This is a genomic window from Micromonospora yongxingensis (assembly GCF_052601155.1).
The window spans coordinates 57,672-80,863 of the sequence record NZ_JBQXEO010000031.1 but is presented as its reverse complement, the minus strand read 5'-3'; the positions used below and the strand labels follow the sequence as shown (position 1 = coordinate 80,863).

20 protein-coding genes and 1 pseudogene are annotated in these 23,192 nt (G+C 72.9%); 10 read left to right on the top strand and 11 right to left on the bottom strand.

Annotated features, from left to right (window positions below; translation table 11 throughout):
* Positions 1–33: 33 nt before the first annotated feature.
* The 8 genes from ACTWLT_RS28005 to ACTWLT_RS27970 all read right to left on the bottom strand — a co-directional run bounded on the left by ACTWLT_RS28005 (position 34) and on the right by ACTWLT_RS27970 (position 8,383).
* Positions 34–825, bottom strand: coding sequence for a maleylpyruvate isomerase family mycothiol-dependent enzyme (locus ACTWLT_RS28005; RefSeq protein ID WP_445320930.1), 792 nt, complete (start codon positions 823–825; stop codon positions 34–36).
* A gap of 107 nt (positions 826–932) precedes the next feature.
* A complete protein-coding gene (locus ACTWLT_RS28000) occupies positions 933–2,426 on the bottom strand; it encodes an MFS transporter (RefSeq protein ID WP_445320929.1) in 1,494 nt (497 codons plus the stop codon).
* A gap of 39 nt (positions 2,427–2,465) precedes the next feature.
* On the bottom strand, positions 2,466–3,095 hold the full coding sequence (locus tag ACTWLT_RS27995) for a TetR/AcrR family transcriptional regulator (RefSeq protein ID WP_445320928.1): 630 nt from the start codon (positions 3,093–3,095) through the stop codon (positions 2,466–2,468).
* A 137-nt stretch (positions 3,096–3,232) separates the two neighbouring features.
* Positions 3,233–4,135: a Gmad2 immunoglobulin-like domain-containing protein gene (locus ACTWLT_RS27990; RefSeq protein WP_445320927.1), complete on the bottom strand. Its 903-nt coding sequence runs from the start codon at positions 4,133–4,135 to the stop codon at positions 3,233–3,235.
* The gene (locus tag ACTWLT_RS27985; RefSeq protein ID WP_445320926.1) at positions 4,132–5,613 is read right to left on the bottom strand and encodes a sensor histidine kinase; all 1,482 of its coding nucleotides are present in this window, start codon (positions 5,611–5,613) and stop codon (positions 4,132–4,134) included. The genes ACTWLT_RS27990 and ACTWLT_RS27985 overlap by 4 nt, the downstream gene beginning before the upstream one ends.
* 12 nt (positions 5,614–5,625) lie before the next feature.
* Positions 5,626–6,306, bottom strand: a complete 681-nt coding sequence (locus ACTWLT_RS27980; protein ID WP_445320925.1) for a response regulator — start codon at positions 6,304–6,306, stop codon at positions 5,626–5,628.
* An 89-nt stretch (positions 6,307–6,395) separates the two neighbouring features.
* Positions 6,396–6,977, bottom strand: coding sequence for an AMIN-like domain-containing (lipo)protein (locus ACTWLT_RS27975; protein WP_445320924.1), 582 nt, complete (start codon positions 6,975–6,977; stop codon positions 6,396–6,398).
* A 143-nt stretch (positions 6,978–7,120) separates the two neighbouring features.
* A complete protein-coding gene (locus ACTWLT_RS27970; protein ID WP_445320923.1) occupies positions 7,121–8,383 on the bottom strand; it encodes an MFS transporter in 1,263 nt (420 codons plus the stop codon).
* Positions 8,384–8,455: 72 nt separating this feature from the next.
* On the opposite strand from ACTWLT_RS27970, the gene ACTWLT_RS27965 reads away from it, so the two are divergent.
* The 4 genes and pseudogenes from ACTWLT_RS27965 (at position 8,456) to ACTWLT_RS27950 (ending at position 11,609) form a co-directional block, all read left to right on the top strand.
* Complete coding sequence (locus ACTWLT_RS27965; protein WP_445320922.1) at positions 8,456–9,439, top strand: ArsR/SmtB family transcription factor; 984 nt, start codon at positions 8,456–8,458, stop codon at positions 9,437–9,439.
* A gap of 70 nt (positions 9,440–9,509) precedes the next feature.
* Positions 9,510–10,088: pseudogene (locus ACTWLT_RS27960) on the top strand (snapalysin family zinc-dependent metalloprotease); the annotation flags it as partial.
* An 18-nt stretch (positions 10,089–10,106) separates the two neighbouring features.
* Entirely contained in the window at positions 10,107–10,799 is a 693-nt protein-coding gene (locus tag ACTWLT_RS27955; RefSeq protein ID WP_445320933.1) for a S1 family peptidase, read from the top strand.
* A gap of 123 nt (positions 10,800–10,922) precedes the next feature.
* Positions 10,923–11,609, top strand: coding sequence for a hypothetical protein (locus ACTWLT_RS27950; protein ID WP_445320921.1), 687 nt, complete (start codon positions 10,923–10,925; stop codon positions 11,607–11,609).
* Between the two features lie 12 nt (positions 11,610–11,621).
* Here ACTWLT_RS27950 and ACTWLT_RS27945 read toward each other — a convergent pair whose 3' ends face one another.
* On the bottom strand, positions 11,622–12,467 hold the full coding sequence (locus ACTWLT_RS27945; RefSeq protein WP_445320920.1) for a DUF3152 domain-containing protein: 846 nt from the start codon (positions 12,465–12,467) through the stop codon (positions 11,622–11,624).
* 136 nt (positions 12,468–12,603) lie between these two features.
* Here ACTWLT_RS27945 and ACTWLT_RS27940 point away from each other — a divergent pair, with 136 nt between their 5' ends.
* Entirely contained in the window at positions 12,604–13,107 is a 504-nt protein-coding gene (locus ACTWLT_RS27940; RefSeq protein WP_445320919.1) for a SigE family RNA polymerase sigma factor, read from the top strand.
* Positions 13,104–13,874: a hypothetical protein gene (locus ACTWLT_RS27935; RefSeq protein ID WP_445320918.1), complete on the top strand. Its 771-nt coding sequence runs from the start codon at positions 13,104–13,106 to the stop codon at positions 13,872–13,874. Before ACTWLT_RS27940 ends, ACTWLT_RS27935 begins: the two co-directional genes overlap by 4 nt.
* Positions 13,875–13,893: 19 nt before the next feature.
* On the opposite strand, the gene ACTWLT_RS27930 is transcribed toward ACTWLT_RS27935, so the two are convergent.
* Entirely contained in the window at positions 13,894–16,746 is a 2,853-nt protein-coding gene (locus ACTWLT_RS27930; protein WP_445320917.1) for an ATP-binding protein, read from the bottom strand.
* 318 nt (positions 16,747–17,064) lie between these two features.
* Here ACTWLT_RS27930 and ACTWLT_RS27925 point away from each other — a divergent pair, with 318 nt between their 5' ends.
* Both ACTWLT_RS27925 and ACTWLT_RS27920 read left to right on the top strand, forming a co-directional pair.
* Positions 17,065–18,822, top strand: a complete 1,758-nt coding sequence (locus ACTWLT_RS27925; protein ID WP_445320916.1) for a M28 family metallopeptidase — start codon at positions 17,065–17,067, stop codon at positions 18,820–18,822.
* A gap of 137 nt (positions 18,823–18,959) precedes the next feature.
* A complete protein-coding gene (locus ACTWLT_RS27920; RefSeq protein WP_445320915.1) occupies positions 18,960–19,466 on the top strand; it encodes a hypothetical protein in 507 nt (168 codons plus the stop codon).
* Positions 19,467–19,561: 95 nt separating this feature from the next.
* Here ACTWLT_RS27920 and ACTWLT_RS27915 read toward each other — a convergent pair whose 3' ends face one another.
* Complete coding sequence (locus ACTWLT_RS27915; protein WP_445320914.1) at positions 19,562–20,260, bottom strand: SDR family oxidoreductase; 699 nt, start codon at positions 20,258–20,260, stop codon at positions 19,562–19,564.
* Between the two features lie 161 nt (positions 20,261–20,421).
* On the opposite strand from ACTWLT_RS27915, the gene htpG reads away from it, so the two are divergent.
* The gene (gene htpG / locus ACTWLT_RS27910; protein ID WP_445320913.1) at positions 20,422–22,338 is read left to right on the top strand and encodes a molecular chaperone HtpG; all 1,917 of its coding nucleotides are present in this window, start codon (positions 20,422–20,424) and stop codon (positions 22,336–22,338) included.
* A 73-nt stretch (positions 22,339–22,411) separates the two neighbouring features.
* A complete protein-coding gene (locus ACTWLT_RS27905) occupies positions 22,412–23,068 on the top strand; it encodes a ThuA domain-containing protein (RefSeq protein ID WP_445320912.1) in 657 nt (218 codons plus the stop codon).
* Positions 23,069–23,192: the final 124 nt, after the last annotated feature.

Genomic DNA, 23,192 nt, shown 5'->3' with positions numbered 1-23,192 from the left:
GGGTGCGGGCTACCCCCCCCCCTCGGCACCAGCTCAGAAGCCGGCGAAGACCCGGCGCAGATCGTCCAGGCTCACCGGGCCGGTCACCCGCACCCCCTCGGGGGTGTGCGCGGGCCCGAGCCGGCCGACCGCGAGCCGCAGCCACGCCTCGGCCGGGGCGGTCAGCTCACCGTCGGGCTGCTCCGGCACGTCGGTCAGCTCGATCCGCTCGCCCAGCCGCAGCCCGTACGTCCGTTCGGGCTCCCGCAGGCGGAGCAGCAGCGTGGCCTCCCGGCCGGCGAGCTCCTGCGGCCGGCCGGTCCAGCCCAGCATGCCGCCGACATGGTCGAGCAGCAGCGGCACCGCCTGCGGCGTCACCGCCGCGAACGGGTTGAACGCCACCTCGACGTCCCACTGGTGCAGGGCGAACTCGCTGAGCCGGAACCGGCCCGCCGTGGCGACGTCGACCGGCTCCGGCAGGAAACCGAGGTCGATCCGCAGCGACGCACGGGTCTCGGCGTCCAGCGCCTCGTACGCCGCGACGAGGCGCTCGTTGGCGGCGAGGAACCCGGCGCCGTGCTCGGCCGGGGACATGGCGTCCCAGCGCTGCCAGACACCGCGGTTGAAGTCACCGTCCGGGGCGGGTCCGCCGGTCCGGGCGGCGGTCAGGGACGCGAGATTGATCTCCGCGCCGCTGCCCAGGTGGCTGAGCACCTGGGACACCTGCCACTCGCTGGCGCCGGACGGCAGAAGAAGGTCGTCCTCCTTGAGGTCCCGGACGAGGGCGGCGAGCTCCTCGTGGCCCGCGCGCAGAACGGTGATGATCTGATCGGCAGCCGTGGACATGTGTCTCCTCAACGGATTCTCGGCGATGGTGGGGACGCTACCGGACGCGGCCGCCGGCCGGTCCGCTCCCGGTCGGGAGCGAGTCGGCCGGCGGCGGCCCGGTCAGTTCAGCCCATGTGTACGGCGTTGCCGCTCGGGATGTCCTCCTTGCGCACCTTGATCAGGATCAGGGTGGCCAGTCCGGCGAGCACGATCAGGGCCGCACCCCAGGCGAAGGCCACGCGGTAACCGTGCACCAGAGCTTCGATCTGGTTGACCGGGTTCGGTGCCCGACCGACCAGGTACGCGGCGACCGCGCTGGTGTACATCGTGTTCAGCAGCGCGGTGCCCAGCGAGCCACCGATCTGCTGGGTGGCGTTGAGCGTCGCGCTGGCCGCACCCGCGTCGTGCTCCGGCACCCCGACCAGAGCCAGGCTGGACAGCGGCACGAACGTGAAGCCGAGACCCATGCCGAGGATGACCTGGGCGGGCAGCAGGAGGGTGAGGAACGACGTGTCCACGTCGATCTGGGTCAGCACCAGCATCGCCACGGCGGCGAGCACGGAGCCGCCGACCATCAGCGGCTTGGCGCCCACCCGGGGCATCAACTGACTGGCGCCACCCGCGGCGATCAGCACGCCGGCGGTGACCGGCAGCGAGGCGAGCCCGGCCTCCAGGGGCTTGTACTGCAGCACCACCTGGAAGTAGAACGTCAGGAAGAGGAACGCGCCGAACAGGCCCGCGCCGATCAGCGTCGAGGCGAGGTACGCGCCCCCGCGGTTGCGGTCCAGGATGATCCGCAGCGGCAGCAGCGGGTGGTTGGAGCGCAGCTCGATCACCACGAAGGCGGCGAGCAGCACCACGCCGGCGGCGATGAAACCGAGCGTCGCGGTGGCGTCCCAGCCGTCCTCGGCGGCCTTCGTGAAGCCGTACACCAGGGAGACCAGACCGGCGGTGACGACCACCGCGCCGGGCACGTCGTAGCGGGTGTTGCCGTGGGCCCGGCTCTCCGGCACCAGCGGGAGCGCGAAGGCGATGGCGATCGCGGCGACCGGGATGTTGACCAGCAGGCACCAGCGCCAGTCGGCGTACTCGGTGAGCACACCGCCGAGCAGCAGGCCGACGGCGGAGCCGCCGCCGGCGATCGCGCCGTACACGGCGAACGCCTTGGCCCGCTCGGTGGCCTCGGTGAACAGGACGGTGAGCAGGGCCAGCGCGGCCGGGGCGAGCAGCGCGCCGAAGGCGCCCTGCAGGGCGCGGGCGGCGAAGAGCATCTCGCCGTTGGTGGCCAGGCCGCCGATCGCGGACGCGAGCGCGAAACCGGTCATGCCGACGATGAAGGTCCGCTTACGTCCCCAGTAGTCGGCGATCCGGCCACCGAGCAGCAGCAGGCCACCGAACGCCAGCGTGTAGGCGGTGATCACCCACTGCCGGTTCGCGTCGCTGATCCCCAGGTCCGCCTGGGCCTGCGGCAGGGCGATGTTCACGATGGTGGCGTCCAGGACCACCATCAGCTGCGAGACCGCGATGACCGCCAGGGCGATCCAGCGCTGCGGGTGCGGCGCTGCTGTCGACGTCCCCGCGCCGGGCGCGCCGGGAGCGGTCGAGGTGGTTCCGGGCATGGTGAAGCCTTCCGTGTGCGTACGTGGTACGTCGGTGGGTCAGAGCTGGGAGGGGCCGTCGGGGCAGTAGCGGAGGACCGGGATCAGCACCTCGTCGACGACCTGGGTGAGGAACGCGTCGTCGGCCGGTAGGCCGTGCGCGAGCACGCGGGACAGGGTCAGTGCGGGTGCCAGGTCGTGGAACAGCTCCCGTTCGCCGGCCTCGGGCGGGATCTCCCCCCGGGCGGCGGCGCGGACGAGGATGGCGGTGCTCGCCACCCGACCGGCGGGCAGCAACTGGTGACGGACCAGGCGTTCCAGCTCGGGGCTGGCCCGCATGGCGAACGTCAACGCCTGCATCAGGTCACAGTCGGCGACGCAGATGGCGGCGGTGCCGCGCAGCAGCTCGATCAGGTCGCCGCGCAGCGAGCCGGTGTCCGGCGGGTTGAACACGCCGACGTGTCGTTCCCGCAGGGCGGCGGCGACCAGCTCGACCTTGCCGTCCCAGCGCCGGTAGATGGTGGCCTTGCTGACATGGGCCCGGGCGGCGACCGCGTCGATGGTCAGCCGGTCGTAGCCGACCTCGCGCAGCAGGTCGATGACCACGGCGAACAGGTCCGGATCGGTGCAGCGAGCACCCCGGGCGGCCGGAACCCCGGCACCCGACCCCACCTGCTGACCGCCCAGCATCTCGACCCCCCGCGAAACGATGTCGTACTGACCATAGTTCGCGAGGGGGAGATCGTGCAGGCTTTTATGAGTTGCGTCGCACCCGGTGGACGAAACGATTACGTTTCTCTCCCATGTCCGGCAGGTGAACTCGCCGCTCAGCCTCCGGCGGGCGCCAGGGTCACCGGCACGGTCACCGTGTTGATCCGGGAGCCGTCGCGCGCGGACACCTCGTACACCTCGATGGTGCCGCGCTGCTCCCGGGCCGTGCGCCAGCCGACCACCACGCGGTAGGTGCCCCGGCAGCCGCTGCCGCAGCTGGCGGTGCCGAAGGCGGTGGCCACCTCCCGGCCGGCGGCGTCCAGGACCCGCACGCTGACGGTGGCCTCGAACACGTCGGCGGTGCCGGTGACGGTGAGCGGGGCGTCGACCCGTTCGCCGACGCCCGGGCCGGTGACCACGATCGGTGGCAGCAGGTCGTCGTAGGCGCCCCGGCCGACCGGGGGACCGTCGCCGAAGCGGACCTGCCGCACGGTGGGGAACTGGGTGAGCGTCCACACCACCTGCGCCTCGCGCAACCGCCGGTGCTCCGCCGGGTCGTCGGGGGACGGGACGGGCGGCAGCGTCGCCACGCCGTCGGTGATCCGGGTGACCTCGACGCCGGTCGGGAGCAGGGTGACCAGCCCGGTCGCGGACTCCGCCGGGGTGGGGCCGGCGGCCAGCTCGGTCAGCGCCAGTCGGGACGTCGCCACGGTGGCCGGCCGGGTCCGCCGGGTCGGTGCGAGCCGCCCGGACCGGATGTACCACAGCTCGATGGTCACGGTGGCCGGCTGGCGCGTCCCGGTGCTGACCGGTACCGACGGGCGGGCCGGGCTGCCGGTGGGTGACCGTGGCGGTTTCACCGGCGGGGTGGGCGTGGGGTCCGGCGAGCCGGTGGGTGCGGTGCTCGTCGGCGCCGCGGTGGGTGCGGGACCGAGATCACCGGAGCGGGGGGTGCCGCACCCGCCGACGAGCAGCGCGGTGATGAGCACCGGTGCGGTCAGCACCCCGCGGCGGCTCATCCCGCACCGCCCGCCACCGTGCCGGCGGCGTGTCCGTCCCCGACCTGCCCGGCGGCCTGCTCGTCCGTGCGGGCGGCGTCGCCGAGCTGAGGCCCACCGGCGGGCAGCTCCAGCCGGAACCGCGAGCCGGCCCCCGGCTCGCTGCGTACGCTCAGGACCCCGCCGAGCAGGGCGGCGTGTTCCCGGGCGATGGCCAGCCCCAGCCCGCTGCCCGGCGCGGAACGCGACGGGTCGACCTTGTGGAACCGGTCGAACAGGCGCGGCAGGTGCTCGGCCGGGATGCCCGGCCCCTGGTCGGTGACCTCGAAGACGACCAGTGGTCCCGCCCCGGACACGGTGGCCCGGATCTCGCCGCCGCCGTGCTCGACCGCGTTGGCGACCAGGTTGGCCAGCACCCGCTCCAGCCGGCGTGGGTCGGTGCGCAACGCCACCGGGTCACCGCTGACCAGCACCCGTTCCGACCAGCCGCGGGCCGCGACGATCGCGCGCAGCAGCGCCGGCGCGTCGACCGGCTCGACGTCGGGCCGGTCCCGCCCGGCGTCCAGTCGGGAGATCTCCATCAGGTCCTCGACGAGGCGGCGCAGCCGGACCACGTCGCCGACCAGCAGCCGCGCGGCCGGCCGGGCGTCGTCGGGCAACCGGTCGAGGTGCTCGCGCAGCAGCGAGGCCGCTGCCACCAACGCGGTCACCGGGGTACGCAGCTCGTGCGCGACGTCGGCGGTGAAGCGCCGCTCCCGGGCCTGCGCCGCCGACAGCGCGGCGATCTTCGACTCCAGCGCCTCGGCCATCTCGTTGAACGACGCCGCCCACACGCTGAACTCGTCCCGCCCCCGCCCCCGCCCCCGCACCGGCAGGCGGGTGGCGAGCAGGCCCTCGGTGAGCGCCCGGGCGGCCCGGCTGGCCCGGCCCACCGGCTCCAACGTGCGGCGGGCCAGCAGGTGCCCCACCCCGGCGGCGAGCAGCACCACGAGCACCCAGCCGGCCACCAGCGCGCTGCGCAGCTGACCCAGGTCGGCGGCGATGTCGTCCTCCACCGTGATCACGTACAGCTCGGCGGACGAGCCGGGGATGCGGCCGCCGACCACCAGCAGCCGGGGCCGCTCCGCCGGCGCGGACCGTTGGTAGCCGAGCCGTCCGTCCGCGACGGTGGCGCGCAGGCGGGAGCCCAGCGTCGGGGCGTACGCCGGGTGCGAGGCCCGGGTCGTGCCGTCGACGAGCACCACGTGCCGGCCGCTGCCCTCGAAACTGGTCAGCAGGTCGGTGCTGCGCTGGTCGGTCAACGGCAGGAACTGTCCGGCGAGGACGAGTTGGTAGCGGGCGTCGGCGGCGGCCTGGTGCAGCGACGCGTCCATCCGGGACTGCCGCAGCAGCAGACCTGCACCACCGGCGAGCAGCCCGGCGGAGACCCCGGCGACCAGCACGAACGCGATCGTCAGCCGGCGCCGCAGGCGGCCCGGGGACACCGCGCGTCCGGCCATGGCCGACCTCCGTCAGCCCGTGGACAGCTTGTAGCCGGCGCCGCGCACCGTGCGGACCAGCCGAGGGTGTGCCGGGTCGTCCTCGACCTTGGCGCGCAGCCGTTGCACCGCCACGTCGACGAGCCGCGAGTCGCCCAGGAAGCTGTGGTTCCAGACCAGGTCCAGCAGCAGTTCCCGGGTGAAGACCTGACCGGGCCGGCGGGCCAGCTCCAGCAGCAGGCGGAACTCGGTGGCGGTCAGCGGCACCTCGCGGCCGTCGCGGCGTACCACGAAGCTGCCCGGGTCGATCTCCAGGCTGCCGACCTCGATGGTGCCCGAGGTGACCGGCGCGCTCGCCCGTCGCAGCACCGAGCGGACCCGGGCCACCAGCTCGGGCAGGTCGAACGGCTTGCGCAGGTAGTCGTCCGCGCCGCACTCCAACCCGACCACCACGTCGAGCGTGTCGGTGCGCGCGGTCACCATCAGGATCGGCACCTGGCTGGTGCGCCGGATCTCCCGGCAGACCTCCAGGCCGTCCAGGCCGGGCAGCATGACGTCGAGGACGATCAGGTCGACCGGCTGGGCGCGCCACGCCGCCAGGGCCTGCCGCCCGTCGACGGCGGTGTCGACCCGGAAGCCGGCGCGGCGCAGACCGAGGGCGGTGACCTCCCGGATGGAGGCATCGTCCTCGACCACCAGCACGCGGCCCTCCATGACCTGAGGGTAGACCCGCCGCGACGGTGCGCAGCCCTGGCGGAACGGTCGGTGTCGGGGACCCGGGCGGGCCCCCGACACCGTGCCGGTCACTGCTGCCACTGGTGCGCCACGTCGAGGACGATCCGGCTGTGGCCACCGGGGCCGGCCAGCACGAACGTGCGGAACGGCAGCCGCGCGCGTACGCCGACGGCGAAGGTGGTGTAGCCCTCGAAGCTGCCGCCGAAGACGACGTCGCGCAGCGTCGGGTAACGCAGCAGGTTCGCGGCGTGCTCACCGACCCGGTACGGCACGGTGGCCAGGTGGGCGTCGTCGTACGCCGGGGCCCGCAGCGAGACCCGCAGCAGGGCGCCTCCGGCCGTGTACGGCGACAGCGCCAGCCCTTCCCCCTCGGTCCACGTCTCGCCGTACCCGACCGAGTAGCCGTCGACCGGGCCGGCGAACTCGAACACCACCCGGTCGTAGCAGTCGTGTCGGCCGGTGCGTACGTCGACGAGCGGGGCGCTGCTCAGCGCGCCGGCCGTCCGGTCGGCGCTGCCCCAGGTGATCCCGCAGTACGGCGACAAGGTCGACGCCGTGGTGGTGGTGCTCGCCGCGGCGCCGTTGCCCGCGCCGGCGACCAGCCCGGCGAGTACGACCGCCAGCGCGGTGAGTGCGCTCCTGATTCTCATCGTGGTGCCTCCGTCCGGTGTTTCGGGGCCACGTCGCGGCGGCGGTGCCGGTGTCCCTCTGCTGGCGACCGTCGTCCCGCAGGGCAACGGCCGCTTCGCCGGGACGTAACGGACATGTATCAGCTGAGACAGGACGGCGCGAATCAGTGGGTCGGGGGTGGGCGGTGCAGCGCCCGCAGAGGTGAGCAGAACACCGGAAGCCAGGTCAGTCCGTTGGCGACTGCGCCGACCACCAGCGTGGTGCGGACGTCCACGTACTGGCCGAGCAGACCGGCGGCCACCGCGCCGACGGTGAGCGCCCCGGTGAGAAGGAACCGGAAGGTGGCATTCATCCGCCCGAGCAGAGCGTCCGGAGTGGTGCCCTGGCGCAGGCTCACCCCGACGACGTTGCCGATCCCGGTCCGCCAGGCCAACGCCAGCCACCCGAACGCGGCGAGCCAGACCAGCGGTCCGTCGTCGATCAGCGCGACCAGTCCGCCGAGCGGGGCGACGAGCAGGCCGGGCAACCAGAGCGCGCGGCCGTGACCGATCCGCTCGGCGAGCGGGCGCGCGGTCAGCGCGCCGAGGAGGGCGCCGATCCCACCCGCGCCTAGGAAGAGGCCGAGAGCGGCTGCACCCAGCCCCAGCTCGCGCAGGAAGACCACCGGCAGCATGGTCGTGGTGAGCTGCATGGTCAGGTTGATGCTCGCGGTCGAGAGGGCGAGGGGGCGGAGCAGCGGGCTGGCGAAGACGTGCCGGACGCCGGCGCCGAGCTGTCGGGCGAAGCCGCCCGTCGCCCGAGGCGGAAGCCGGCGGGACCCGCCGGTACGGATCCGCGCCAGGATCGCCCCGGAGACCGCGAAGGTGACCGCGTCCACCACGACCGCGACCGGTGCGGTGAGTGCCTCCACGACCAGCCCACCGAGCCCTCGCCCGGCGATCTGCATCGTCGCGTTCGTGCTCATCATCAGGGAGTTCGCCGCCACCAGGCGACTCCGGCCAACCAGTTCCGGCAGGTAGCTCTGCGCGGCCACGTCGGCGAAGACGGTGCCGACCCCGATCAGCAGGACCACGAGGTAGAGCTGCGGAATCGTCAGCCAACCGGCCCACCACGCCACCGGCACGGACGCGACCAGCGCCGCCCGGCTCAGGTCCGCGGTGACCAGCACCGCACGGTGGGGCAACCGATCGACCCAGACCCCGGCCGGTAGGCCGATCAACAGGAAGGCGGCGGTGCTCAGCGCGCTCAGCAGCCCCACCTGGCCGGGGGTGGCCGCCAGGAGGGACACGGCGAGCACCGGCACGGCGAGCTGACTGACGTGGAAGCCGATGCCGTCGACAAGCGCGGCGGCGTAGAGCAGCTGGAAGGAGCGGGGCCAGCGGCCTTTCGCGTCCACGGGAGCGGTCGTGGTCGGAGCGGAGGTCATGCCGCCCACGGTGCCGGCCGTACCACCCGGGACCGATAGATTTGATTCTCGCCGAATCTGTGGGGGTCGCCCATGATGTTGGTCGGGCTGGAAGCGCGCGATCTGGCGCTGACCCGGTTCGCGGTCTCTCCACTGTGGGAGGTGATCGCGAGCGTGCGTGTCATCCGGCAGCCGCACCGGTTCCCGGAGCACCTGGCCTGGTTCGGACGGGTCCGGCCCGGCCTGGCGAGGCTGGACTGGCGGCTCCTCGCCGACCTGGTGCAGGTGCCGACCCTGGTCATCCCACCGTTCGTCTGCCCGCCCCCGGCCACCTCGCAGCCCGACCTCGACGTCGAGCTGACAACCCTCGTCGCCACCGCGCCCGAGGCGGTGCGGGCAAGCCTCGACGCGCTGCCCGGTGCCCGTTCGTCGCGGCTGACCGCGCTCTACGCGGATCCGGTCGTCGAGCTGACCCGACTGGCCGAGGTCATCCGGGCGTACGCCGACGCTGTGCTCGTACCCTACTGGCCCCGGATGCGCACGCTGCTGGAGCGCGAGGTGCTGCTCGGTGCGCAGCGGATCGCCAGTGACGGGGTGCACGGCCTGCTCAACCACCTCGACCCGTACGTCCGGCTGGAGGCCGACACCCTGCGGGTGGATCACATCGTGCTGGCTGGCGCGGTCCGTCTCGACGGGCGGGGCCTGCTGCTCGTCCCGTCGGTCTTCGGCGGTCCACGGGTGTGGTCCAACTTCGGCTCTCCGGGCCAGCCGGTGCTGCGCTATCCCGCTCGGGCGGTGGCGACCCTGTGGGAGCGGGACCCCGCGCCGCGCGGGCGCGGACTTGCGCGGGTGGTGGGTCGGACGCGCGCCGCGCTGCTTCACGAGCTGGCGGTGCCGACCTCGACCCTGGAGCTGGCGGACCGCTGCGGGCTCACCTCGGGCACGGTGTCACAGCACCTGGGCGCCCTGCGTGACGCCGGTCTGGTGGGCACCCACCGGGTGGGACGCTTCGTGCTCTACGCCCGCACGACCGCGGGTGAGGTGCTTGTCGCCGCCAGCAGCACGGCCGACGCCTGACGCCGGGGCACGGCGACACGTCGTGCTGCGCGACGGGCCCGTCGCCGTTGCGGCGCTCCGCGGTGCCGGTATGACGCTTCCGTTATGCCACCGATCGACCACTGTCACTTTAATATCGACACACATCGATGATCCGGTGACCGTTGGTCGCCGGACGACCGCAGGGGAGTGCGTGATGTTCCGACGACAACTGCTACATACGGCGCTGGCCGTGCTGGTGGCGACCCTGGCGGCGGCCGGGGTGCAGCTCACCACCGGCGCACCGGCCGCCGCCGTACGGACCGTCTACTACGACGCGAGCCGGACCGGCGAGTTCCGCACCAACTTCGACCAGGCGGCGCAGATCTGGAACAGCCGCGTCAGCACCGTCCGGCTGCAACCCGGCACCCCGGCCAGCATCACCATCTACGTCGACGACGGCTGGCCCCGGGCGCAGCCGACCGGCCTCGGCTCCGGACGGATCTGGATGGGCCGCACGGCCGTCAACCAGGGCTACGACCGCAACCGCATCGCCGCCCACGAGTTCGGCCACATCCTGGGCCTGCCGGACCGGCGTACCGGACTCTGCTCCGACCTGATGTCCGGCAGCAGCGCCCCGGTCTCCTGCCGCAACGCGTACCCCAGCTCGGCCGAGGCGACCCGGGTCAACTCGCTGTTCGCCGGCACCCTGGCCGCGCCGGTCACCGGTGAGACGTACACCTGGGACGGCGCCGGGGACATCGGCCCGACGGTGGTCGGCGGGCGGCCGGCCTCGGAGAACTACCCCTTCATGGTGTACGTCTCCGGCTGCACCGGCACGCTGATCAAGGCCAACTGGGCGGTGACCGCCAAGCACTGCTCGACGCCGTCCTCGGTCCGCGTGGGCAGCGTCAACCGCACCACCGGGGGGACCGTCGTCCGGGTGACCCGCGCGGTCAACCACCCGAGCGTCGATGTGAAGCTGCTCCAACTGGCCAGCTCGGTCAGCTACGCACCGGCGCCGATCCCGGCCACGTCGGGCGCGGTCGGCACCGCCACCCGGATCATCGGCTGGGGCCAGACGTGTGCGCGTCCGGGCTGCGGGTCGGCTCCGGCGGTGGCCAACGAACTGGACACGTCCATCGTGGCCGACAGCCGGTGCTCCGGCATCAACGGCCCGTACGAGATCTGCACCAACAACACCAACGGCACCTCCGGAGCCTGCTACGGCGACTCGGGTGGCCCCCAGGTGCGTCGGGTCAACGGCGTGTGGAACCTCATCGGCGCGACGAGCCGCGCCGGTAACAACAACTCCACCTGCGCGACCGGCCCGTCCATCTACGTGGACCTGCCGTCCATCCGGTCCTGGATGAACACCCAGGTCGGGGGCCTGCCCGTCTGACCAGTTAGGACAGCGGGGCGGAGGGCGCGCGACGCGCGTCCTCCGCTCGGTCGACGGTGCGTCACCCGCGCGTGACCGTGCTGCGGTACCGTGCCTGGCACATCGACCATCCGAGGTGAACCCATGCCTGCCGTCGCCGCGCTCATGCTGACCCTCGCCCTGTCGTCAACGCCCACGCCCGGGCCGTCGCCCACCGCCACCCCAGGCCCGGTCGGTGGCCTCCTCGGAGGCGTCGGGAAGATCGTCGACGACCTGCTCGGCGGTGGCGGCACCCCGAGCTCGTCACCGACCCCCGCGCCCACCTCCAGCCCGCCGCCGGCCGCCGACCCGTCGGTCCCGGCGGTGCCCGCCCCGACGTCCACGCCCGCCGGGTCGTCGGCCGAGCCCCGACCACCGGTGGCGCCCGCGGTGCCCGGCGCCCCCGGTGCGCCCGACCGCACCTCCGGCGCTCGGGGCGACCGTGACGCCGCGGTGCCGCTGCCGAACGGCGAGGGTGGCGCCCCGACCGATCCGCAGACGCTTGCCGCCCCGGCCCGGGGTGGGCCGCTGGGGCCGGCGTACTACTTCCTGGTCGCGGGTGCCCTGGCGGTGCTGGCGCTGGTCCTCCTGCTGCGCCGCCGCACCGCCGTTGCCCCGGCCGTCGCCGGCGCCGCAGCGCAGGCTCCCGCGCCTGCTCCCACACCGACTCCCACGCCGGATCCGGGTCCCGTGCCGGACAACATCAGCCGGCTGCCGACCAACCTGAACGCCATCTACGAGTTGGGCCGGCTCGACGAGCGCCTCGAACAGGAGCGCAACCGCCGGTCCTGAGGCGGTCGGGGCTCAGCGGGCGGGCCGGGCGCCCTCGCGTGGCGGGATCGCGTCGTCGTACGCCCCGATCGGCCCGCGGTAGCGAACCCCGCCCGGGTACGGCCAGGCGTTGGCCGTGCATCCGTGCAGGCCCAGTGTCTGTTGCTGCATCACCGGCGCCGGCCGGCCGCGACCGGGGCACCGCTCGTGGCCCAGTCCGAACCGGTGCCCGACCTCGTGGTTCACCATGTACTGCCGGTATGCGGCCAGGCCGGCCCCGTACCCCGGCACCGCCTCGACCCAGCGGGCCACGTTGAGCACCACCCGGTCGCCGTTGCGGCAGGACGTGTAGCCGTCCGGGACGTCCTGACACAGGGTGTCGCGGGTTCCGGGTGTCGCCAGGTAGATGGTGAAGTCGACCGGCCCGCCAGCGCCCACCCGGCGCAGCCGCCGGTCCCCGCCGGCCGTCCACCCACGTGGGTCGTTCAGCGTCGCGGAGACCGACGCCGCGACGTCGGCCACCGGCAGGCCACGGATGTCGCGCTCCACGACGACCCGGTACCGCATCAGCCGACCGCTGTCGCCGCTCCCCGGCGTCGTCTCGGCGGCCGCCACCGACCAGCGGCCGCCGCCGGTGGCGGGATAGCTGACGGGAACCGCCGGCGTCGGTGCTGCCGTGACAGTGGCGCTCCCGGCGGCTCCCGACGGGCGCCCGGTGGCGGCCTGTCCCGCCGCCGGCTGCCCACGGCCGGCCGGATCGGTCGTGGCGGCGCCGGCAGCGGGCCGCCCGGACGCCGGTAGCCCACAGCCGGTGAGCAGTGCCACCAGCAGCGACGCCGCGCAGGCCGTGTGCCTGAGGCGGGTAGCCTTCGTCGACATGTCTCTCCCCTCGCGCCGCGGTCTGCGGCGCCGGGAGAGGAGACGGACGACCCGGCCGAAAAGTTGATCTCGCGGAGACTCAACCTTTCGTGGCCCTCGCCCGTCCGTAACGGTGTGGCACGGGGGAGGGTTCGGCGTGGCGCGCGGTGACGCGGAGTTCGTCGAGTTCGCGCGCGCTGCGTCCGCGCGGCTGGTGCACGCCGCGTTCCTGATGACCGGCGACCACCACCAGGCCGAGGACGCCGCGCAGACCGCCCTGGTCCGCACCTACGCGTCGTGGTCCCGCGTCCGCGACGACGACGCCTACGGGTACGCCCGCCGGATCCTGGTCAACCACCTGGTGGACGGGTGGCGGCGCCCGATCCGGGAGTACCCGAGCGAGGAGATTCCGGAACAGCGGCGCGACGACGTGGCCGACGAGGTCGCCACCCGGCGCTGGCTGACGGCCATCCTCGGGGCGCTCAGCCCGCGTGAGCGGGCCATCGTCGTGCTGCGCTACTACTTCGACCTTCCGGAGGCGCAGGTGGCCAGGGAACTCGCCATCTCGGTCGGCACGGTCAAGAGCACCAGCTCACGGGCTCTGGAGAAGCTGCGCGCCAACGGGCCGCGGGTGGCCGACAACCAGGAGGCGTGCCGATGAGCGAGCTGGACCGGCTCCGCCACGCCATGCGGGTGACCGAGCGCCCCGGAGCTTCCCTCGACCTCGACGCCGTCATCCGCGACGGGCGGCGGCTGCGGACCCGTCGCCGCGTTGCCGGAGCCGGCGCGGCGGTGCTCACGGCCGGACTGGCCGCCGTCGTCGTGGTGGCCGCCGTCGGACCGGGCGGCCCGTCGACGGTCGAGCGTCCGCCACCGGTCGCCGCCGTCTCCACGTCGCCGGTCCCCACCGCCCCCACGCCGCCGGCCGGCGGCTCTCCGACGACGATCGGCACTCCCCGGCCCACGCTTCCGCCCGAGGCGGAGCGCACGGCGTCGCCGCTGGGCCAGGTGATCGACAGCGGGATTCGGCACGGCGTCGACCAGCGGGTCTACTACATGGTTCGGGTGTCGGTGCCCGGCGAGCCCCGGGTGACCATCGGGCTGGCCGCCGGCCGTCGGGCCCCGGACGGCACGCTCACCACGGATGTGCTGGTCAACGACGTGGATGGCGCCGACCGCAGTCCCGGCTTCCACCAGATCGGCTACGACGAAGGGGGATCGGCCGCGCCGGTACCCGCCTTCGGCTACTTCGTCGGCCCGGCGCAGCGGATCACCGGCACCGTGGACGGCCGGCAGGTCACCGCCCGGCTGGCGCGGTGGAGCGACGACAAGCAGGTGGTGATCTTCTGGTTCGACCCGGCCGACCTGACTCCGGGGGACCGGCTGGACGGCATCATCGCCCGGGACGGCGAAGGCCGCCGGCTGTGACAGCTCGCTCGACGGCCGCTCAGGCCCTCGCGTCCAGCCGGCGCTCGATGGTGACCGTGGTCCCCTCGCCGGTGGACACCAGCCGCACGTCGCCGTAGGCGTTCATCAGCAGGGCGCCGCGTCCCCGGTCCATCGCCGGTCGGCGATCCCGCCAGGTGCCGAAGTCGCGCACCGAGATCCGAACCAGACCGCCGCCAACCTCGACGCGGACCCGCACCTCCGGCCGGCTGGGCCGCTGCGCGTGCTCGACGGCGTTGTTCACCGCCTCGGACGCGGCGACCAGCAGGTCCTCCAGGTCCTCCGGGTCGACGTCCAGGTCGGTCAGGGCTGTCCGGACATCCCGGCGCATCGCCGCGGCCGAGGTGGCCGCGGAGGGGTACGTCCACCCGACGTCCACGGTGCCGCCGCCCGCCTCGTCGGAGCGGGCCGGCGGCACCCCGACCGGTTCGGTGAGGGCGCTCCTGGCGGAGGCGTCGGCCGGGTCATCGGCCAGGCCGACGCCCACCAGGGCTGGCGTGGACGCGGCCGGCCCGAGGGTCGCCGGGGCCGACACGACAGCGGCGGGTCGAGCCGTCGGGGTCGCGTCGACGGCCTGTGGGGCGCCCTGGGCCGCCGATGGTGTGCCACGGGCGCGGGCACCGCGGATGGCGGCCCGGATCCGGGCGATCAGCTCGGCCGCGGCGAAGGGCTTCACCAGGTAGTCGTCGGCGCCCAGGCTCAGGCCCGCCACGCTGGCCTCCCCGCCGGCCCGAGCGGAGAGCACCAGCACCGGCAGCGCCCGGGTCGCCGGGTCCGCACGCAGCCGGCGGACCAGGTCGAAGCCGTCCAGCACCGGCATCATCACGTCGGTCAGGACCAGGTCCGGCGGTTCGTGGTGGATCGCGTCGAGCGCCTGACGGCCGTCGGTGACGGCCCGGACCCGCCAGCCCTGGCCGGTGAGCAACCGGCTCAGGTACGCCCGCATGTCGCTGTTGTCGTCGGCGACCAGGATCCGCGCACCGGCCAGCTCGTCCCCGGTCGGCCCGGACGTCGGGTCGGGTTCCGCGACCCCGCCGGTCGGGTCGGTCAACCAGGTCATCGCCTCGTGGACGGCGGCTCGGGCCGCCTCACCCCGCCCGTCGGGCGGGGATCCGTTCACGGCCGTGCGCAGCGCGGCCGACCAGGGCAGGGCCACGGTGAAGGTGCTGCCGCGGCCCACCTGGCTGGTCACCCGCACCTCACCGCCCTCGAGTCGGGCCAGCTCGTGCACCAGGGCCAGGCCGATGCCGGTGCCCTCGTGGCTGCGCGAGCGGGCGCCCTGCACCCGGTGGAAGCGCTCGAAGAGCTTCGGCAGCTCCTGCTCGGAGATGCCGATGCCGGTGTCGGTGACGGTGAGCCGCACCTCGTCGCCGTCGGCCTCCAGGCCGACCCGGATCCGGCCGAGGAACGTGTACTTCAGCGCGTTGGACAGCAGGTTCGTGACGATGCGTTCCCAGTTGAGCGGGTCAACCGTGACCGGCCGGGGCAGCGGCGGGCAGTCGACCTCCAGGACCAGCCCGGCCCGTTCGACGGCGGCCCGGAAGACGCCGGTCAGCTCGGCGGTGAGCGCGGCGAGATCGACGACACGGACATCGCTGCCCGCTCGCCCGGTCTCCAGGCTGGAGAAGGTGAGCAGGCTGTTGACCAGGGCCAACAGTCGGGTGGCATTGCGCCAGGCCGTCTCCACCCGCTCTCGCTGCACGGGTGGCAGCGGCGCGGTGGCGTCGGTGAGCGCGTCGGACAGTGGGCCGAGCATCAGGGTCAGCGGGGTGCGGAACTCGTGGCTGACGTTGGTGAAGAAGTCGGTCTTCACCCGGTCCAGCTCGGCCAGCGCCTCGGCTCGGCGCCGCTCATCCTCGTACGCCTGCGCGTTGCGCAGCGCCACCGAGACCTGCTGGGCCAGTAGCTCGTAGAAGGAGCGGTAGCCCTCGTCCAGTCGTCGGCTGGGGCTGACGCCGACCAGGAGGACGCCGAGCGGCTGCGTTTCGTCGGCCGAGGGCAGCGGGAGCGCCAGGGCGCTCCGAACCGGGTCGTCCCACGGGCCGGCCGGCAGGGTCAGCAGGTCGGTGACGCCGGTCACCTCGGCGGCGCGGCCCCCGGCGGCGTCGGGCAGCCCCCAGGCGTGGGCGGCCGGCGCCGGGTCGACCAGCTCGACGGCGTCCGGTAGGGCACCGGCAACGGGGTGCGTCGGGTCGCCGCCGGCGCAGGCGGCCCGGCGCAGCACCGCGCCGTCGCGCAGGTAGATCGCGGCGAACGGCACGTCCAGCGGGTGGCCGTCGATCGCGTCGATCAGTCGGCCGCAGGTGGCGTCGACGTCGACGGTGCGGCCGTCGCCGCGTACGGACAGGTCGCGCAGCAGTCGCAGTCGCCGTTCGCCGACCACCTGCTCGGTGACCTCGCTGCACACGGTCAGCACGCCGACGGTGCGACCCTCGTCGTCGCGGGCGGGGGCGTGCGAGACGCTGAAGTACGCCTCCTCGCGGTAGCCGGCCCGTTCCAGCAGCAGTTGCAGGGCGGGCACCCAACTGGCCACGCCGGTCGCCATGGCCTGCTGGATCAGCGGGGCGAGCACGTCCCAGCCCTCGGCCAGGGTCACCCGCACGTCACCGCCGAGGGCGGCCGGGTGCTTGTCACCGATCAGGGCCGAGTACGCGTCGTTGTAGAGCTGGGAGAAGCGGTCGCCCCAGAGGAGCAGCATGGGGTAGCGGGAGGAGAGCACCATCCGCACCGCGGCGCGCAGGCTCTGCGGCCAGCCGGTCACCGGGCCGAGCGGGGTGCCGGTCCAGTCCAGCTCCGCCATCAACCGGCCGGTCTCACCGCCGCCGGTGAACAGGTCCGTCTGGGGTCGTGTCACGCTCGACCCGGCCCCATCGCAAGCCCCCCGTTCCGGGCCCGACGACCCCTGCTGTGTTACCTACCCATCCTGGCACCTCTACTCACATGTGCTGTCGCCGGCACCCAACGTTCCGGCGAGAGGGGCGAGCGAGCGCCCAGCGTACGGAGCGGCTGGGGCGAAACGGGATGTTCCGCCGTCACCGTGTCGGGCTGACGGCCCGCTGGGCGGTACGGCGGGTGTCGCCGAACCGGTGGGGGTTCGGGACGAACGACCGATGCCCGAGACATTGATATCTGTAAGTGTCTCGGGTATCTCTCCAACCCCCGAGGAGCCCCCATGAGAGGCAGAACGCTGAGCGCGGCAGTCGCGCTCGCCGTGTTCACCGGGATGGCGGTGACGCTGGTCGCCCAGCCGGTGACCGCGTCACCCACCGTCGTCACGGCTGCGGCCCGGCCGATCGCCGCGCCCGCCGCCGTCCTGGCGGCGCCGGACATCTCCATCAGCAACGTCCAGGCGCACCTGACCCAGTTCGGCTCCATCGCCAGCAGCAACGGCGGCAACCGGCGGGCCGGGTCGGCCGGCTACACCGCCTCGCTCACCTACGTGAAGAGCCGGCTCCAGGCGGCCGGCTACACCGTCAGCGAGCAGTACTGCTCCAGCTGCACGTACCCCTCGAACAACCTGATCGCGGAGTGGCCCGGCGGCCCGACCGACCAGGTGGTCATGTTCGGCGCCCACCTGGACGGCGTCTCGGCCGGTCCGGGCATCAACGACAACGCCTCCGGCTCGGCCGCCCTGCTGGAGAACGCGCTGGTCCTGGCCGCGCAGAACCCGACCATGACGAAGAAGGTCCGGTTCGCCTGGTGGACCGACGAGGAGCAGGGGCTCAACGGCTCCCGGTTCTACGTCAACTCGCTGAGCGCCACCCAGCGCGGCTACATCAAGGGCTACTACAACTTCGACATGGTCGGCTCGACCAACGGCGGCTACTTCATCAACCGGGTCACCTCCACGACGGCGGCGCCGCTGAAGGCGTACTGGGACTCGCTGGGGCTGCAGCCGGAGGAGAACGTCGAGGGTCAGGGCCGCTCCGACGACTACTACTTCCAGCAGGCCGGCATCCCCACCTCGGGCTACGCCTCGGGTGCCAGCGCCCGCAAGACCAGCGCCCAGGCGGCCAAGTGGGGCGGCACGGCCAACTCCGCGTACGACCCGTGCTACCACCGGGCCTGTGACACCACCGCCAACGTCAGCGCCACCGTGCTGAACCGGTCCGCGGACGGCGTCGCGTACGCGCTGTGGCAGCTCGCCGTGGGCGGGGGCACCCCGACCAACGACTTCTCCGTGGCGGTCAACCCGACGACCCGCACGGTCGCCCGGGGCGCCAGCACCACGGCCACGGTGTCCACCGCCACCACCGCCGGTTCGGCGCAGTCGGTCGGTCTCTCGGCCTCCGGCGCGCCCGGCGGGGTGAGCGTCTCCTTCAGCCCGTCCTCGGTGACCTCCGGCGGCTCGGCGACGATGACCCTGACCGCCTCGGCCAGCGCGGCCACCGGCACGTTCACCATCACGGTCACCGGCACCGGCTCGGTCAGCCGCAGCGCCAGCCTCACGCTGACCGTGACCGGCACCGGAGGCTGTGCCGGTGGCCAGGTGATCGGCAACGGCGGCTTCGAGAGCGGCAGCGCGCCGTGGACCGCGTCCTCCGGCGTGATCACCAACTCCAGCGGCCAGCCGGCCCGGACCGGGTCGTACAAGGCGTGGCTCAACGGGTACGGCACCACCCGCACCGAAACCCTGTCGCAGTCGGTGACCGTGCCGGCCGGCTGCGCCAGCTACACGCTGTCGTTCTGGCTGCACATCGACACCGCCGAGACCACCAGCTCCACGGCGTACGACAGGCTCACCGTGCAGGTGGGCTCGACCACGCTGGCGACGTACTCGAACCTCAACGCCGCCGCCGGCTACACGCAGCGCACGTTCAACGTGGCCGCGTACGCGGGTCAGACGGTGACGGTGAAGTTCACCGGCACCGAGGACGCCTCGTTGCAGACCAGCTTCGTGATCGACGACGTGACGTTGCAGGCGAGCTGAGCAGGACGTCGGGTGGGGGTGGGCGACCCGTGCCCCCTCCGCCCGACGTCTAGTCACGCCCATCTATCTCTGGTAGAAATCCTGCAAGGCCGGCCCCTGTTTCGCAAAATTTCCACCTTCACGCGAACGGGAGTGCCATGTCATCCACCCGATCCACCCTGCGCCGCCGCGTGCTCACCCTGCTGGTGGCCACGCTCGCCGCGGTCGCCACCGCGCTCGGTCTCGCCGCCCCGGCCTTCGCCATCACCCACTCCAGCGCCACCTCGCAACTGCGCGCCGCCGGCATCTCCTGGACCTCCAGCGGCAACTGCAGCGACCGCAACGTGCCCACCTGCACCTCGTTCACCGGGGTCCGCCAGGCCACCATCGACGGCATCATCACCTTCAAGCGCGCCAGTGGCTGCGCGGTCACCATCACCGCCGGCACCGAGGTCGGGCACGCCGGCGGGACGTACAGCCACTGGAACGGCTACAAGCTCGACATCGCGCTGAGCACCTGCATCCAGAACTACATCTCCACGCACTACACCTACGTCGGCTACATCGCCGGCTTCGGCTACCAGTACCGCGCCGCCTCGGGCAACCTCTACACCAAGGAGGGCAGCCACTGGGACATCCTCTTCTACACCTGTGGCGGCTGCTGACCGCCAAGGCGCGACGGGTACGCGGACGGAGCTGACCGCGTACCCCAGAAAGGGCCGCCACCGGTTCACCCGGTGGCGGCCCGTGGCGTCGTGGGTCAGGGAAGCTGGGGGTAGAGCGCGGCGACGCCGCCGGCCAGCCCGGCCTGCACCTGGCGGCTGAGGTCGTCGGCGAGGATCTCGTACGCGTCGGCCTCGATGCCGTCCACGCCGATCCGGGCGATCGACGCCGGGTCGGACTTCGGGCCGGTGATGTCGGCGGCCATGTCGGTGTCCAGGTAGCCGACGTGCAGGCCGGCGACCCGGACGCCCCGGTCGGCGAGTTGGACGCGCAGCACGTTGGTCATCGCCCACTCGGCGGACTTGGCGGCGCTGTAGGCCGCGTGCATCGGAGAGCCGAACCAGGACAGCACGGAGAGCACGTTGAGGATCGTTCCGCCGCCGTTGCCGGCGATGACCGGCGAGAACGCCCGGATCGTCGACAGGGTGCCGATGTAGTGGGTCTCCAACTCCAGCCGGACGAGGTCCAGGTCGCCGTCGAGGAGGTCGGTCCGGGTGTCGATGCCGGCGTTGTTGATCAGCAGGTTCACGCCGCCGGCCAGCTCGGCGGCGGCGGCCACCGAGGCGGGGTCGGTGATGTCGAGGCGGACCGGCGTGACGCCGGGCAGGTCGACGCTGTCGGGGTTGCGGGCGCCGGCGTAGACGGTGGCGCCCCGGGCGAGGAGTTCGGCGGCAAGGTGTCGGCCGAGGCCGCGGTTGGCGCCGGTGACGAGGGCGGTGCTTCCAGCGATCTTCATGGCCGCCACGGTATCCGACCTGACTTCTGTTAAGCAAAGTCAGCTATGTCACCGGGGCGATCGGCCGGATCGGGAATACGACCCGGACGCGGCCACAGCCGGACCGGTGACGACTCGTATCCTTTCCGCGAACCTCCGTACGAGCCGAGAAGGGAGACGGTGTGAGCAACCAGGCCGAGACGTTGGAGTTCCAAGCCGAGGCGCGACAGCTCCTCCAGTTGGTCGTCCACTCGATCTATTCGAACAAGGACGTCTTCCTGCGGGAACTCATCTCGAACGCGTCCGACGCGCTGGACAAGCTGCGGCTGGCGACTCTGGTCGACAAGGACCTGGCCGCCGACACCGACGACCTGCACGTCGCCATCGAGGTCGACCGGGACGCCCGCACCCTGACGGTCCGGGACAACGGCATCGGGATGACCCGCGACGAGGTGGTCCGGCTGATCGGCACGATCGCCAAGTCCGGCACCGCGGAGTTGTTGCGCCAGCTGCGCGAGTCCGCCGACGCCCGCGCCTCGCAGGACCTGATCGGCCAGTTCGGCGTCGGCTTCTACGCCGCGTTCATGGTCGCCGACAGGGTCACCCTGCTGACCCGCAAGGCCGGCGAGACCGGCGGCACGCGATGGGAGTCCGCCGGCGAGGGCACGTACTCGATCGAGACGGTCGACGAGGCCCCGCAGGGCACGTCGGTGACCCTGCACCTCAAGCCGGCCGACGCCGAGGACAACCTGCACGACTACACGGCCGAGTGGACCATCCGGGAGATCGTCAAGCGATACTCCGACTTCATCGCCTGGCCGATCCGCATGACCGTCGAGCGCCCCGGCGCCGACGGCGCGGACGCCACGAGCGAGGTGCAGACCCTCAACTCGATGAAGGCGCTCTGGGCGCGGTCCCGCGACGAGGTCGAGGCCGCCGAGTACAACGAGTTCTACAAGCACGTCAGCCACGACTGGGCCGACCCGCTCGAGGTCGTGCACATGAAGGGCGAGGGCACCTTCGAGTACGAGGCGCTGCTGTTCCTGCCCAGCCACGCCCCGCTCGACCTGTTCGCACCGCAGGGCCGCCGTGGTGTCCAGCTCTACGTCAAGCGCGTGTTCATCATGGACGACTGCGAGGCGCTGGTCCCCACCTACCTGCGCTTCGTCAAGGGCGTCGTCGACGCGCACGACCTGTCGCTGAACATCTCCCGCGAGATCCTCCAGCAGGACCGGCAGATCCAGATCGTCCGCCGTCGCCTGGTCAAGAAGATCCTCGCCACGGTCAAGGACCTCAAGGCCAACCACCCCGAGCGCTACCGCACCTTCTGGAACGAGTTCGGCGCGGTGGTCAAGGAGGGGCTGATCGACGACACCGACAACCGCGACACCCTGCTGGAGATCCTGTCGGTGGCCTCCACCCACGACCCGGCCGAGCCGACCGACCTGGCCGGTTACGTCGCACGGATGAAGGACGGCCAGACCGACATCTGGTACGCCACCGGCGACTCCCGCGCCACCATCGAGAACTCCCCGCACCTCGAGGCGTTCCGGGCCAAGGGCCACGAGGTGCTGCTGCTCACCGACCAGGTCGACGAGGTGTGGGTCGAGCGGGTCGGCCAGTACGACGGCCGCCCGCTGCGCTCGATCGCCAAGGGCGAGGTCGACCTGGACAGCGACGAGGAGAAGCAGCAGGCCGAGGCCGAGCGTGAGCAGCAGCGGCAGGAGTTCGCCGCTCTGCTCGACTGGCTGGGCACCACGCTGGCCGACAGCGTCCGCGAGGTCCGCCTCTCGTCGCGGCTGACCACCTCACCGGCCTGCGTGGTCGGCGACGCGCACGATCTCACCCCGACCCTGGAGAAGATGTACCGGGCGATGGGGCACGAGATTCCCACCACGAAGCGGATCCTGGAGATCAACGCGGGTCACCCCCTGGTCGCGGGGCTGCGCAAGGCCCACGAGCAGGGCACCGACCCGGCGGCGCTGACCGAGACCGCCGAGCTGCTGTACGGCCTGGCGGTGCTCGCCGAGGGCGGCGAGCTGACCGACCCCGCCCGGTTCACCCGGGTGCTCGCCGACCGGCTGGCCCGCACCCTGTAACCGATCGACCCCACCGGCCGGCGGGTGCCCGATCAGCGGGGCCCCGCCGGCCGGTCCGGCACCGGGAGAGGTCATGCCTGACGACACCGTGATCTTCAGCGGGGAGGGTCCGCACGCCGACCCCTGGCACCGGCTGGCCGAGACAAGTGCCGCGATCGGCGACCTGATCGGCGGCCCGGTGACGACCGTGACATCCGTCGACCGGCTTACCACCGCCCTGGACGGTGCCCGCCTGCTGGTGGTCAACGCCAGCGCCGACCGGTCGACCCCGATCCGCGAGGACGAGGACTTCGCCCGCGTCCTCGACGGCTTCCTGGGCCGCGGTGGCAGCCTGCTCGCCACCCACAGCGCCACGCTGGCCTTCCCCGGTCTGCCGCGCTGGCGGTCGACGATCGGCGCCGCGTGGGAGCACGGCCGGACCTTCCACCCTCCGATCGGCCCGAGCCGCATCCGGCGTACCCGCGTCGAGCATCCGATCACCATCGGCCTCGGTGACATCGAGGTCCACGACGAGCGCTACACCGACCTGGCGCTGGTCGAGAGCGCCGACATCGTGCCCCTCTACGTGCACGACGAGGGCGGCGCCACGCACCCGCTCGTCTGGGCACGCACCGCCGGGACCAGCCGGATCGTCTACAGCGCCCTCGGTCACGACGTGCGGTCGTACGAGTCGTCGGGGCATGTCGAGCTGCTCGGCCGGATCGCGGCCTGGCTGCGCCACGAGACCTGACCACCCCCTGATCGGAAGCGGTCCACGATGGTCGGTGCACAGTCTCCGACGGCCCGCAACCGCTGCGCGGGACTCCCCGCGTGAGCCGGTGAAGAAGTTCACAGGGGGTGGGCGACCGTCACCG